Annotated in this window: 12 protein-coding genes; 5 read left to right on the forward strand and 7 right to left on the reverse strand. The window is 70.7% G+C overall.

The window, feature by feature from the left end; genetic code table 11:
• Positions 1-70: 70 nt before the first annotated feature.
• Complete coding sequence (locus MTP10_RS36275; protein WP_310715655.1) at positions 71-706, forward strand: LysE family translocator; 636 nt, start codon at positions 71-73, stop codon at positions 704-706.
• On the opposite strand, the gene MTP10_RS36280 is transcribed toward MTP10_RS36275, so the two are convergent.
• The 3 genes from MTP10_RS36280 to MTP10_RS36290 are packed head-to-tail and all read right to left on the reverse strand — an operon-like array spanning position 703 to position 4464.
• Positions 703-2295 (reverse strand): acyl-CoA synthetase, encoded by a 1593-nt coding sequence (locus MTP10_RS36280; protein WP_310715657.1) that lies wholly within the window; start codon positions 2293-2295, stop codon positions 703-705. The two genes, MTP10_RS36275 and MTP10_RS36280, sit on opposite strands and share 4 nt — an antisense overlap.
• Positions 2295-3443, reverse strand: coding sequence for a thiolase domain-containing protein (locus tag MTP10_RS36285; protein WP_310715659.1), 1149 nt, complete (start codon positions 3441-3443; stop codon positions 2295-2297). Before MTP10_RS36285 ends, MTP10_RS36280 begins: the two co-directional genes overlap by 1 nt.
• A gap of 1 nt (position 3444) precedes the next feature.
• Positions 3445-4464, reverse strand: coding sequence for a lipid-transfer protein (locus tag MTP10_RS36290; RefSeq protein ID WP_310715661.1), 1020 nt, complete (start codon positions 4462-4464; stop codon positions 3445-3447).
• A 113-nt stretch (positions 4465-4577) separates the two neighbouring features.
• Here MTP10_RS36290 and MTP10_RS36295 point away from each other — a divergent pair, with 113 nt between their 5' ends.
• Positions 4578-5747, forward strand: a complete 1170-nt coding sequence (locus tag MTP10_RS36295) for an RNA-guided endonuclease TnpB family protein (RefSeq protein ID WP_310715662.1) — start codon at positions 4578-4580, stop codon at positions 5745-5747.
• A gap of 38 nt (positions 5748-5785) precedes the next feature.
• Here MTP10_RS36295 and MTP10_RS36300 read toward each other — a convergent pair whose 3' ends face one another.
• Together MTP10_RS36300 and MTP10_RS36305 are read right to left on the reverse strand one after the other, a co-directional pair.
• Positions 5786-6688, reverse strand: coding sequence for an OB-fold domain-containing protein (locus MTP10_RS36300; protein WP_310715663.1), 903 nt, complete (start codon positions 6686-6688; stop codon positions 5786-5788).
• A 44-nt stretch (positions 6689-6732) separates the two neighbouring features.
• On the reverse strand, positions 6733-8286 hold the full coding sequence (locus MTP10_RS36305; RefSeq protein WP_310715664.1) for an acyl-CoA synthetase: 1554 nt from the start codon (positions 8284-8286) through the stop codon (positions 6733-6735).
• A 242-nt stretch (positions 8287-8528) separates the two neighbouring features.
• Here MTP10_RS36305 and MTP10_RS36310 point away from each other — a divergent pair, with 242 nt between their 5' ends.
• Positions 8529-9338, forward strand: coding sequence for a crotonase/enoyl-CoA hydratase family protein (locus MTP10_RS36310; protein WP_310715666.1), 810 nt, complete (start codon positions 8529-8531; stop codon positions 9336-9338).
• 43 nt (positions 9339-9381) lie between these two features.
• Positions 9382-9534, forward strand: coding sequence for a hypothetical protein (locus MTP10_RS36315; RefSeq protein WP_310715668.1), 153 nt, complete (start codon positions 9382-9384; stop codon positions 9532-9534).
• A 21-nt stretch (positions 9535-9555) separates the two neighbouring features.
• Here the strand turns inward: MTP10_RS36315 and MTP10_RS36320 are convergent, their stop codons facing one another.
• The gene (locus MTP10_RS36320; protein WP_310715669.1) at positions 9556-10662 is read right to left on the reverse strand and encodes a nitronate monooxygenase family protein; all 1107 of its coding nucleotides are present in this window, start codon (positions 10660-10662) and stop codon (positions 9556-9558) included.
• Between the two features lie 193 nt (positions 10663-10855).
• Complete coding sequence (locus MTP10_RS36325) at positions 10856-11776, reverse strand: DUF3068 domain-containing protein (protein ID WP_310715670.1); 921 nt, start codon at positions 11774-11776, stop codon at positions 10856-10858.
• A 157-nt stretch (positions 11777-11933) separates the two neighbouring features.
• Here MTP10_RS36325 and MTP10_RS36330 point away from each other — a divergent pair, with 157 nt between their 5' ends.
• Complete coding sequence (locus MTP10_RS36330) at positions 11934-12659, forward strand: class I SAM-dependent methyltransferase (RefSeq protein ID WP_310715673.1); 726 nt, start codon at positions 11934-11936, stop codon at positions 12657-12659.
• Positions 12660-12748: the final 89 nt, after the last annotated feature.

The following is a 12748-nucleotide window of genomic DNA, read 5'->3' on the forward strand; positions in this document are numbered from 1 at the left end:
CCGCCCGACCGGCGGCTCACCTGCACGGCCCGGGACGAAAAGGCGTTGACCGCGTACCTACGATGACCATATGCCCGATATTGCGACGCTCGCTGTGTTCTGCACCGCCACCCTGGCGCTGCTCCTGGTGCCGGGTCCCGCGGTCCTGTTCATCGTCACGCGCAGCGTGTCCCAGGGCCGCTCGGCCGGCCTGGTGTCGGTTCTCGGCGTGCACGCGGGCTCGCTGGTCCACGTGGCCGCCGCCGCGCTCGGCGTCAGCGCGCTGCTGGCGGCCTCCGCCACGGCGTTCACCGTGGTCAAGTACGCGGGCGTCGCCTACCTGGTCTGGCTCGGCCTGCGCAAGCTGCTGCACCGGGCCAAGGACGGGGAGGACGGGGCGGGCGTCGCGGCCGAGCCGCACAGCCGGCGGCGCATGTTCTGGGAGGGGTTCGTGGTCAACGTGCTGAACCCCAAGACCGCGATCTTCTTCCTGGCGTTCCTGCCCCAGTTCATCGACCGCGACGCGGGGCCGGTCGGGCCGCAGATCCTCGTGCTGGGCACGCTGTGGATCACGCTCGGTCTGCTCAGCGACGGCGCGTACGCGCTGCTGTCGTCGGGGCTGGCGGGCCGGATGAAGCGGTCAGCACGCGCCCGCCGGCGCCTCGACGTCGGCACCGGCCTCGTCTACCTGGGCCTGGCAGCCGTCCTCACCGGCGAGAAGGCCTAACCCGACGAGGCCGCCGCCTCCGCGGTCTCCCGCGCCCACCGGTAGTCGGCCTTGCCCGCCGGCGAGCGCACCATCTCCGCCACGAACGCGTACGTGCGCGGCACCTTGAAGCCCGACAGCCGCTCCCGGCAGTGCGCGTCCAGCTCGGCGGCGGTGACCTCGACGCCGGGGCGCGGCTCGACCACCGCCGCCACCCTGCTCCCCCACCGCTCGTCGGGCACCCCGGTGACCACCGCGTCGAAGACCGCCGGATGTCCCTTGAGCACGGCCTCCACCTCCTCGGGGAACACCTTCTCGCCGCCGGTGTTGACGCACTGCGAGCCCCGGCCGAGCACGTTGACCGTGCCGTCGGGGTCCACCGTGGCGAGGTCGCCGGTCAGCAGCCACCGCGTCCCGGCGTCGTCCGTGACGAACGTGCGGGCCGTCTTGTCCGGGTCGTTGTAGTAGCCGAACGCGATCCGCCCCGCCTTGGCCATGGTGCCGAGCTGTCCCGAGCCGGGCTCCACCGGCCGCAGCCGCTCGTCGAGCACCGCGACCCGGGCCGAGGCGTTCGGCCGGTAGCGCAGGCCCTTCTCCGGGGACGAGCCGGGCACACCGGAGGCGGTGAAGCCGGACTCGGTCGAGCCGAAGTTGTCCAGGATCATGACGTTCGGCAGCAACTCCTGGAGCCGGTCGCGGACGGCGCCGCTGAGGATCGCCGAGGTGGAGCTGATCACGCCGAGCGACGACAGGTCGTGGCCGCCGCGTTCGAGCTCCTCGGCGAGCGGCCTGGCCATCGCGTCGCCGGTGATGTTCATCGTGAACACCCTCTCGCGCTCGACCGCCCGCCACACCCCGGCCGCGTCGAACCTGCGCACGTACACGACGGTCGCGCCCATCCACCAGCCGATGAACGTGGCCATCTGCGCGGCCCCGTGCATGAGCGGCGCCGTGGCCATCATCACCAGGGGTCCGGACCCGGCGGCCCCGGCCACGACCTCCTGCGGCGTGGCGCGCGGCTCGCCGTACGGGTTGCCGCCGCCGAAGGCCATGAACATGTCCTCGACCCGCCACATGGCGCCCTTGGGCATGCCGGTCGTTCCGCCGGTGTAGATGATGTAGACGTCCTGCCCGGAGCGCGGTGCGAAGCCCCGCTCCGCCTTGCCGCTCTCCAGCGCCATCCAGTACGGCACGGCGTCGGCGATGACCGAGGGGCCGCCCACGGCGACGAGGTGGCGCAGCAGGGGCGCGTCCTTGACCACGGCCGCGACCCGGGAGTCGAACTCCACGTCGTAGAACAGGGCCCGGATGTCGGAGTCCCGGTACAGGTAGAGCAGCTCGGACTCCACGTACCGGTAGTTGACGTTGATCGGCACGGCCCGGATCTTCAGCACGGCCAGCAGCCCGGCGAGGTACTCGACGCCGTTGTAGAGGTGCAGCCCGACGTGCTGGCCGGGTTCGACGCCGCGCTCCAGCAGGAAGTGCGCCAGCCGGTTGGCCTCGGCGTCCAGCTCGGCGTAGGTGCGGCGCTCGTCCCCGCAGACGACGGCCACCCGGTCCCCGACGACGTCGGCGACGCCCTCGAACAGGTCGGCGTGGTTGAACTCCATCAGGGCCGCTCCCGTCCGACGATCCACATCGCGAAGAACTGGGCGCCGCCGCCGTAGGCGTGGCCGAGCGCCAGCCGGGCGCCGTCCACCTGGTGCTCGCCGGCCATGCCGCGCACCTGGAGCGCGGCCTCGGCGAACCTGATCAGCCCGGACGCGCCGATCGGGTTGCTGGACAGGACGCCGCCGGAGGCGTTCCACGGGATGTCGCCGTCGAGGGCGGTGGCGCCGGACTCGGTGAGCTTCCAGCCCTCGCCCTCGGCGGCGAATCCCAGGTTCTCCAGCCACATCGGCTCGTACCAGGAGAACGGCACGTACACCTCGGCCACGTCGATCTGCCGGCGCGGGTCGCCGACGCCGGCCTGCCGGTAGACGTCGGCGGCGCAGTCCTTGCCGCCCTGCGGGTTCACGGTGTCGCGGCCGGCCCGGAAGATCGGCTCCGAGCGCATCGCGGTGCCGTGGACCCAGGCGGGCGTCCCGGTGACCGCGGACTCCGAGGCCAGCACCATCGCACAGGCGCCGTCGCTGGACGGGCACGTCTCCAGGTAGCGGATCGGCTCCCACAGCATGGGCGTCGACTCCACCATGGCCCGGTCGATGCCGGGGATCTTCAGGTGGGCGTACGGGTTCTTCAACGCGTTGAGCCGGTCCTTGACCGCGACGAGCGTGCCGATGTGCTCCGGCGCGCCGGTCCTGCGCATGTACTCCCTGATGTGCGGGGCGAAGTAGCCGCCCGCGCCGACCACCAGCGACGCGTTGAACGGCAGGTGCGTCGACAGGGCCCAGGTGGCGTTGGACTCCGACTGCTTCTCGAAGGCCACCACCAGCACCCGGTCGTGGACGCCGCCCTGCACCAGGCTCGCGCCGACCAGCGCGGTGGAGCCGCCGACGCTGCCCGCGGTGTGGACGCGCATCATCGGCTTCCCGGCCGCGCCGAGCGCGTCGGCGAGGTACGCCTCGGGCATCATCACGCCCTCGAACAGGTCGGGCGCCTTGCCGACGACGACGGCGTCGATGTCCTTGAACGTCAGGCCGGCGTCCTCCAGCGCACGCAGCGCGGCCTCGCGCACCAACCCGGCGATCGACACGTCCCGGCGCTTGGTCGTGTAGTGCGTCTGGCCGACGCCGATCACGGCGCAGCGGTTTCCCATGTCATGCCTCCAGGACCGTGACGAGGTTGTGCTGCAGGCAGGGGCCGCCGGCGGCGTGGCCGACCGTGCGCGACGCGGTGCCGTCGTGGATGCGCCCGGCCGCCTCGCCGATCCTGATGAGGCCGGCGGCCATGACGGGGTTGGCGGCCAGCGGGCCGCCGGACGGGTTGACCACCGTGTCGGCGGGCAGCTCCAGGGCCCGGCGCAGGACGATCTCCTCGTGGGCGAACTGGGTGTGCAGCTCGGCCACCTCGACGGGGCCCTTGCCGACCCCCGCGGCCCGTGCGGCGTCGGCCGCGGAGGCCGACCGGGTGAGGTCGCGCATACCCAGGTAGTGCGGCTCGATGCGATGCGCGATGCCCCTGATGTAGGCGGGACGCGAGCACAGGTCCGCGACGGCGTCGCCGGCCGCGAGCACCACCGCCGCCGCGCCGTCCGTGACGGGCGCGATGTCGCAGGTCCGCAGCGGCTCGACGGCCGTCTCGCCGGGGATCTCCTCCGGCAGGTCCAGCGCGTACGGGTTGTCCCGGCCGGCGGCGCGGCTGCGCCGGACGATCGCGTCCAGCTCCGCCCGGTCCGCATCGACGGCGGCGGCCTGGAGCGCGGCGACGGACACCTGGTCGAGGCCGAGCGGCGCCAGGTAGTACGGGTCGAGCTGGAGCGTCATGATCGAGCGCAGGTCGCCGAGCGAGGACTTGCCGAAGCCGTACACCAGCGCGGTGTCGACGTCGCCGTGCTGGAGCCGCACCCACGCCTCGTACAGCGCCCAGGCGCCGTCCATCTCGACGTGGCTCTCGGAGATGGGCGGCCAGGCGCCGAGCGCGTCGAGCGCGGAGACGAACGAGAACGGCGCGCCCGCGAGGTAGTCGCAGCTCCCGGAGCAGGTGAAGCCGAACCTCCTGAGCCCGGTCCGCCCCTTCACCTCCTCGATCACCGGCAGGATCAGCTCGGGCTCCGACACGCCGGTGTCGTGGTCGGTGTGCCGGGTCTGGGCGAAGGCGACGATGGCCACGTCTCTCATCGAAACTCCCTCAGCGTGGACACGCCCTTCAGGCGTGGATGGAAAAGCAGAGCCGCGCCACGGGATCGAACGTTTGCACGACATCCAGCTGATGGCGCGGCAGAATATGAGGGGTGACGCAAACCGTGAAGCGGGCCTACAAGTACCGCTTCCACCCGACCCCGGAGCAGATGGAAGAGCTTGCCCGGACGTTCGGCTGCGTCCGCCTCGTCTACAACAAGGCCCTGGAAGAACGCACTCGCGCCTACAGGCTGGAAGGCCGCCGCATCTCCTACGTCGAGTCCTCGGCTGCGCTGACAGCGTGGAAAGGTAGTGGTGACTACGCATTCCTGTCGGACGTGTCCAGCGTCCCCTTGCAGCAGGCGCTGCGCCACTTGCAATCGGCGTTCACGAACTTCTTCGCCAAACGAGCCAAGTATCCAACATTTAAGTCCCGCAAGAAGTCGCGCCTCTCGGCCGAGTACACCCGCAGCGCTTTCCGCTGGCGCCAGGGGCAGTTGACGCTGGCGAAAATGGACGCGCCACTGAACATCGTGTGGTCCCGTCCGCTGCCGAACGGCGCCGAGCCGTCCACGGTTACCGTGTCGAAGGACGCGGCTGGACGCTGGTTCGTGTCCATCCTGGTTGACGAGAACATCACGCCGCTCGTGCCGGTCGAGCAGACGATCGGTGTGGACGCGGGCATCACGACGCTGGTCACTCTCTCGACCGGCGAAAAGATCGCCAATCCCCAACATGCGCGGGCCGACCGCCGGAGGCTGGCCAAGGCACAGCGGGCGCTCTCCCGCAAAGCCATGGGCTCGAACAACCGCGCCGCGGCCCGGCTGCGGGTTGCCCGTATATATGCCCGGATCGCTGACCGACGCCGAGATTTCCTGCACAAACTGTCCACACGGCTCATTCGCGAGAACCAAGTGATCGTCGTGGAAGACCTGGCCATCCGCAACATGGTCAAGAACGGCAAACTGGCTCGCGCCATCTCCGACGCAGCCTGGCGGGACCTGCGGATCATGCTGGAGTACAAGGCGCAGTGGTACGGCCGCGAGGTGATCGTGGTGGACCGCTGGTTCCCATCGTCCAAGCTGTGTTCGGCATGTGGAACCCTGCACGACATGATGCCGCTGAACGTCCGGACCTGGCGGTGCGTCTGCGGCGCAGTCCACGACCGGGACGCCAACGCGGCGAGGAACATCTTGGCCGCCGGGCTGGCGGACAAGGAAAACGCCTGTGGAGCTGATGTGAGACCTCAAGAGGAGTCCTCCTCGGCAGGCAGTCGGCGGTGAATCAGGAATTCCCTCCCTTTACTTCAGGGAGGGAGCAGTCAAGTCAGCTCCGCGTCTTCCTCGCCGGTGGGGGTGAACCACCGGACGTTCGCCATGGACAGCGTCCGCTCGCTCTCCGGGACCCATTCGGCGCGGACCCGCATGCCCTGGCGCACCTCGTGCGCGGGCACGCCGCCGACGAGCGCGATCATGGGGATGTCCGCGCCGTCGAGCAGGATGTACGCCGAGACGAACGGCACCTCGGGGGCCCGCGGGTCGGGCAGGTTGTTGATGGCGAACGTGGTGATGGTGCCGGTGTCGGGCAGCTCGACCCGCTCCTCGATGCGGCTGCCGCACTCGGGGCAGGAGGCGCGGAACGGCACGTACACCTTCTCGCAGGTGGCGCACCGGCCGCCGAGGAAGACGCCGCGCCGGACGCCTTCGAGGAAGACCCGCAGCGCGCCGCCGGCCTGGATGCGGTACTCGGGGCGGACCGGCGAGACGATCCGGGACACCTCCGGTGCGAAGTGGGAGATGTCGGTGATGTGGCCGGTGCGCTCCGGCCGCCAGATCGGCCACACGCGGGTGCCGGGGGTCAGCGCCTTGGGGCTGCCGGCGTCCACGGCGTGGACGAGCGCGGTGTCGGCGCCGTCCAGCCTGATCAGCGCCCAGGCGAACGGCCGGTCGAGCGGGTGCTCGGGCCGGGGCTCCTGGACCCAGGCCGCGGCCGTCACCGTGCCGGCCGGACCCACCTCGACGTACTCGTCCGCGACGGCGTCGCCGGTCGCCGGGTCGTACTCCAGGGGCGGCACCAGCACCCGGCCCTCGGCGGTCCTGACCCCGACGATCCGGCCGGCGCGCAGCTCCGTGAGGAAGCGCCCGATCACCGGCCCTGTGGTCCGCGTGTACCCGCCGGGGAACTCCAGCACATGCCGGGCGACCAGCGGCTCGCTCGTCTCCACACGCCCTCCGCTCTGTGTTGTCGGATCATGCTCGGATGGCGCCCTCAGATGGCGCGGTCGCGCCCCTCCCAGTACGGCGCGCGGAGCTTGCGCTTCAGCAGCTTGCCGTTGGGCTCGCGGGGCATCTCCTCGATGAAGTCGATCGACCGGGGCCACTTCATCCGGGCCAGCCGCCCCTCCAGCGAGTCGAGGATCTCGGCGGCCAGCTCCGGCCCGGGCGCGGCTCCGGGCGCGGGCTCGATGACGGCCTTGATCTGCTCGCCCCACTCCTCGTCCGGGATGCCGAAGACGGCCACGTCGGCCACCTTGGGGTGGATCATCAGCTCGTTCTCGATCTCGGCCGGGTAGATGTTGGCCCCGCCGGAGATGATCAGGTCGGACTTGCGGTCGCACAGGTAGAGGTAGCCGTCGTCGTCGAGGTAGCCGATGTCGCCGACGGTGAAGTAGTCCTGGAGCCGGCTCTCCTCGGTCTTGGCCGGGTCGCCCTTGTACTCGAACCGGGCGCCGAGCATCTTCATGTAGATCGTGCCGGGGGTGCCGGTCGGCAGGGGCTGCCCGTCGTCGTCGACGATGAGCAGCTCGCTGATCGGCCACGCCTTGCCGACGGTGCCCGGGTGGGACTTCCAGCCCTCGGGTGTGGCCAGGGTGCCGCCGCCCTCGGTGGCCGCGTAGTACTCGTAGACGCAGTCGCCCCACCACGCGAACATGGCCTGCTTGACCGGGACCGGGCAGGGGGCGGCGGCGTGGATCATCCACTTCAGGGAGGACAGGTCGTAGCGGCGCCGGGTCTCCTCGGGCAGCGCGAGCAGCCGCTTGAAGTGGGTCGGGACCATGTGGGAGTTGGTGATCCGGTGGCGCTCGCAGAGCCGCAGCGTCTCCTCGGCGTCCCACTTGTCCATGTAGACAAGGGTGTGGCCCATGTGCAGGGCCGTGCCGCCGAACTGGGTGACGGCCGTGTGGTAGTTCGGTGAGGTGACCAGGTGCGCGTTCGGCCGGCCCGCCGTGATGCCGAACAGGCCGAGCAGGAACGTCATCATCTCGGCGGCGTCGTCGGGGTCGAGCCCGTTGAGCGGCCGCCGCACGCCCTTCGGCTTGCCGGTGGTGCCCGAGGTGTAGTGCATGGTGAGCCCGGCCGTGCGGCCGGCGGGCAGGGTGTCCGGCTGCCCCGCGATCAGGTCCGTCAACGGCCGGAAGCCGGGGACGGCCTCCCCCTCGGGCAGGGCGAAGCGGCGCTCGGGCGCGATGGCCTCGGCGCCCCGTACGCCCTCGGCGGCGTAGCGGGTGTGCACGAAGAACGCCTTGGCCTCGCTGTCGGCCACGATGTAGGCGATCTCGGGACCGGTCAGGTGCCAGTTGACGGGCGTGTAGTACCAGCCGGCCTGCAGCGCGGCCAGGTAGAGGACCAGCCCGTCGGCGCCGTTGGGCACCAGGCCGCAGATGCCGTCGCCCGGCCGCAGGCCCAGCTCGCGCAGGCCGTGGACGAGGCGGTTGGAGCGGGCGAGCAGGTCGCCCGCGCGGTGCTCCGTGCCGTCGGGGTCGACGGCGGCGATCCAGCCGGGATCCGCCTGCGCCAGCCTCCAGAATCCGAGCGTGCCCATGGGTACTCCTCGTCAGTGGTCGAGGCGCCGGGTGCCCGGAGGATCGCCACAGGACTCCGGCCTGCCAGGCGGAAACGAGAACTTGTTCTCGTTTGCCAGGGCAGCGTAACCCGGCCGGAGAGAGCAGAGCAAGCGCTTGATCGTAGGACGACGCCGGCGGGCGGAGGTCGTCGTCGGACGGGCCGCGCCGGGGTAGGATCACTGCCTACCAAGCGCTTGATACAAGCATCCTGGAGGCGTCCGTGGAGCTCCTGCCGATCAGCACCCCGCACTGCCGTGTCGAACGCGACGGCCACGTCGTGGTCGTCACCATGAACCGCCCCGAGGCCCGCAACGCGCTCTCCTCGGACATGCTGGTCGGCCTCGCCTCCGCGTGGGCGTACGTGTCGGAGGAGACGGGGGTCCGCGTCGCGGTCCTGACCGGCGCCGAGGGCACGTTCTGCGCGGGCGCGGACCTCAAGGCGATGGGCACGCCGTCCACGGACCCCGACGTGCAGGCGCGGGCCGCGCGCATCCCCAACTTCCACTGGAAGGGCCTGCTGCGCGAGGAGCTGCCCACCAAGCCGATCGTCTGCGCCGTGGAGGGGTACGCGGTGGCCGGCGGGACCGAGCTGCTGGTGGGGACGGACCTGCGGATCGTCGCCGAGTCGGCCACGCTGGGGCTGTTCGAGGCCAAGCGGGCGCTGTTCCCCATGGGCGGCAGCGCGGTACGGCTGCCGCGCCAGATCCCGTACTGCCACGCCATGGACCTGCTGCTCACGGGACGCGCGGTCACGGCCGCCGAGGCGCTGTCGATGGGCCTGGTCAACCGGGTGGTCCCGGACGGGCGGGCGCTGGAGACGGCCCTGGAGGTGGCGGCCGACGTCGCCGCCTCCGGCCCGCTCGCCGTCCAGGCCATCCTGCGCACCTACCGCGACACGCTCGGCATGCCGGAGGCCGAGGCGCTGAAGGTGTCGGACGACCTGGGTTGGCCGGTGATCGGCTCCGCCGACGCCCGCGAGGGCACCCGAGCCTTCAAGGAGAAGCGCCCGGCCACCTACGAGGGCCGGTGAGACCGCGTAGCCCCACGTGCTGCGCCGGGCAACAATGGGCTCCATGAAGCACACCGCCCTCAGCGCCGAGGAACTCATCGCCAAGCATCGCGGGCCGGCACGCGTCGATCACCACACGATGCGACATGAGGCGGATGAGTTCTTCGGCGACGAGGATCGCGTGGAAGGCGGTCCTCGCGAGGGTCACGACGCCTGACCACCGTGCCGGTGTCAGCGATCAGTCCCCGGTGATGCGGTCCAGCCGTTCCAGGGCCTCGCTGTACTCCTCCATCAGGGAGTACATGACGTCCCGGGTGGAGCGCACCTGGTTGGTCAGGCCGATGACCTGGCCCGCGGGGAAGGTGGCCAGCTCCGAGGCGTCGGAGCGGCCGATCCGGCGCAGCGCGTCCGAGACCAGCATGAACTGCAGCGGCATCGGCAGCGTCCCCGGCGACTCCTGCGACTCCCAGGCGTCGGTCCACTCGTTCCGCAGCAGCCGGGCCGGCTTGCCCGTCCAGCTCCGCGAGCGGACCGTGTCGCGTGAGGTGGCCTGGAGGATGCGCTGCTTGGCCATCTCGGGCGTGTCGGCCTCCTCCACGGTCAGCCACAGCGAGCCGGTCCAGACGCCCTCGGCGCCCAGCGCCATGCCCGCGGCCATCTGACGGCCGTTGCCGATCCCGCCCGCGGCCAGCACCGGCACGTCCACCGCGTCCACGACCTGCGGGATCAGCACCATGGTGGATATCTCGCCCGTGTGGCCGCCGGCCTCGGTGCCCTGCGCGACCACCACGTCCACGCCGACCTCGACCTGCTTGAGCGCGTGGCGCGGGGTGGAGGCGAGCGCGGCGACCTTGACGCCGTGGGAGTGGGCGAGCTCGACCACGTCGGCCGGGGGCGGGCCGAGGGCGTTGGCCAGCAGGGCGATCGGGTGCCGCAGCGCGACCTCGACCTGCGGCCGGGCGGTGGCGTCGGTCCAGCCGAGCAGCACCTTGCCGGCCTCGGCGTCGGCCGACAGCGCCGGCACCCCGTGGGAGGACAGCAGGTTCTCCACGAACGACCGGTGGCCTTCGGGGATCATCGACTGGAGCCGGCCGACCAGCTCCTCGGCCGGGAAGTCGGCCCCCTCGTAGGAGGCCGGCATGACGACGTCCACCCCGTACGGCTTGCCGTCGACGTGGTCGTCGATCCACTTGAGCTCCATCTCGAGCTCTTCGGGAGTGAAGTAGAGGGCGCCGAGGACGCCCATCCCGCCGGCGCGGCTGACCGCGGCGACGACGTCCCGGCAGTGGCTGAACGCGAAGATCGGCAGCTCGATTCCGAACATGTCCGTTACACGTGTCCGCATGGCCCGACAATACGACCGCATAACGGTCAACTGCAACGTGTTCTACTCTAGAACCTTTTGTCGGTACCCGCCAGTAACATCATATGAGAACGTGTTCTAGTAACACGTCGTGACGGCCACCGGGGACGGCCGGTTCGGAGGCCGGATGGCAAAAGGCCCGCGCCGGCGGCGCGGGCCTTTTCCGGGAGGCGGGTCAGGCGCCGGCCTCGGGAGTGCGGCGGCCGAGCAGGACGCCGGCTCCCACCAGCGCGACGCCCACGATGAGCAGCACCAGCGGGATGATGTTCCGCAGCAGGTTCATCTTCGACTTGCCGTCCTTGGCCTGCGCGACCAGGTCGCCCACCGTGCGGTCGGTCATCTTGACGTCCGCCACGAAGGCGGGCGATCGCTCGACGCCGTCCTGGGTCTTGAGCACCTCGTGCCGCTGCTGGTCCTGCCGGACCGGGCTGCCGGTGGTGGGCTCGACGTAGTACGTCACCTTGCCGTCGTACCAGCGGTCCACCTGCACCATCGCGGTCCCGGTCATGCCGAGCACGTTGGCGGGGGCGCTGCGGGTCTCGGTCTTGGTCGGCGGGACGGTCTGCTCGAAGACGTAGACGGGCAGGCCGTCGACGGTGTCCTCGCGGACGAACTGGGCGTCGAACGCCTTGCCCGCGGTGGAGTTGAAGGCCCGGTAGGTCTTCTTCTCCGTGTCGAACGGGAACTTGTAGATCTGGCCCTCCAGCGTCACCGGGGTCTTGCTGATGTTGACGCCGCAGCAGTTCATGCCCACGCCGGTGTACTTGTCGAAGGCGCTGCGCCGGTCGCTGATGACGATCTGCGGCCGGTGGTTGGTGACGTCGTTGACGACGGTGGCCTCGTCCCAGACGACCCGGTCGGAGTCGGCCTCCTTCACGTCGCCGCGCGTGGTGACGATGACGTCGAGGTCGGCCGTGAGCACCTTGAGGTCCTGGGTGGAGAAGTACTGGGCGCCCTTGGCCTCCAGCCGCGTGACGCCCCACTGGTTCGCCGGGGCGGAAATGATCTTACCCGCCGCCCAGAACTTCATGAGGGGCGCGAGGGCGATGAAGAAGGCACCGACCCCGATGAGGACGAGCGTGGAGATGCGACCCATCAAAGGCCTCCGCGATCCTAGAACCTGTTGTCGTCTTGCCGAAACATCCGGCATCAAAGTATGACAGTGAGTGACATACGTCACTGGCCGGTACGGAGCCGCAATCAAATTGATAGAAACAGGTTCTATCGTGGTTCTCCCTATGAAAGCGGCAAATATGCCCATGCGCGCTGACTTGGCGCGGTCCATCCGGCTCTTCCGGGCGTTCCGCACCGAGCAGGGCGACCAGCAGGGCTACTACACCACGCTCGCGGCCGACACGGCCGGGCTCCTGCTCCGGTACGTGGACCTGCGCGACCGGCTGGTGCTGGACGTGGGCGGCGGTCCGGGCTTCTTCGCCTCGGAGTTCCGCGGCCACGGCGCCCGCTGCGTCTGCGTGGACGTGGACGCCGGCGAGCTGGCCGGCCAGGGCGCGCCCAGCGGCGGCGTCCTCGGCAGCGCGCTCGACCTGCCGCTGCGCACCTCCTCGGTGGACGTCTGCTTCTCCTCCAACGTGCTGGAGCACGTGCCGGAGCCGTGGCGGATGGCCTCCGAGATGGTCAGGGTGACCCGGCCCGGCGGGCTGGTCTTCCTCGCCTACACCAACTGGCTCTCCCCGTGGGGCGGTCACGAGACCTCGCCCTGGCACTACCTGGGCGGCCACCGCGCCGCCCAGAAATATCAGGAAAAGTACGGCAAGCCGCCCAAAAACCACTTTGGCCGGAGCCTCTACCCCGTCTCCGTCGCCCACGGCCTGCGCTGGGCCCGCGGCGACCGGCGGGTCGAGCTCGTCGACGCGTTCCCCCGCTACCTGCCCTGGTGGTACCGCCCGATGCTCAAGGTCCCGATCGTCAGGGAGTTCGCCACGTGGAATCTGGTCCTGGTCCTGAGAAAGCGCCCGTAACGACACCCGCCGCCCCGAACGCCGGAGAGGCCCCTGCCGCCGCGGAGACCGCCGCCCCGGCGGGCGCGGAGGGACGGCCTCCGGGGCCG

This window comes from Nonomuraea sp. 3-1Str, from assembly GCF_031570565.1.
In the GTDB taxonomy this organism is placed as follows: Bacteria; Actinomycetota; Actinomycetes; order Streptosporangiales; family Streptosporangiaceae; genus Nonomuraea.

Coding starts and splice junctions, on each gene's coding strand:
- MTP10_RS36330 (WP_310715673.1), top strand. CDS start 11,934: ATGCCCATGCGCGCTGACTTGGCGCGGTCCATCCGGCTCTTCCGGGCG.
- MTP10_RS36280 (WP_310715657.1), bottom strand. CDS start 2,295: ATGGAGTTCAACCACGCCGACCTGTTCGAGGGCGTCGCCGACGTCGTC.
- MTP10_RS36290 (WP_310715661.1), bottom strand. CDS start 4,464: ATGAGAGACGTGGCCATCGTCGCCTTCGCCCAGACCCGGCACACCGAC.
- MTP10_RS36305 (WP_310715664.1), bottom strand. CDS start 8,286: ATGGGCACGCTCGGATTCTGGAGGCTGGCGCAGGCGGATCCCGGCTGG.
- MTP10_RS36325 (WP_310715670.1), bottom strand. CDS start 11,776: ATGGGTCGCATCTCCACGCTCGTCCTCATCGGGGTCGGTGCCTTCTTC.
- MTP10_RS36275 (WP_310715655.1), top strand. CDS start 71: ATGCCCGATATTGCGACGCTCGCTGTGTTCTGCACCGCCACCCTGGCG.
- MTP10_RS36315 (WP_310715668.1), top strand. CDS start 9,382: ATGAAGCACACCGCCCTCAGCGCCGAGGAACTCATCGCCAAGCATCGC.
- MTP10_RS36320 (WP_310715669.1), bottom strand. CDS start 10,662: ATGCGGACACGTGTAACGGACATGTTCGGAATCGAGCTGCCGATCTTC.
- MTP10_RS36285 (WP_310715659.1), bottom strand. CDS start 3,443: ATGGGAAACCGCTGCGCCGTGATCGGCGTCGGCCAGACGCACTACACG.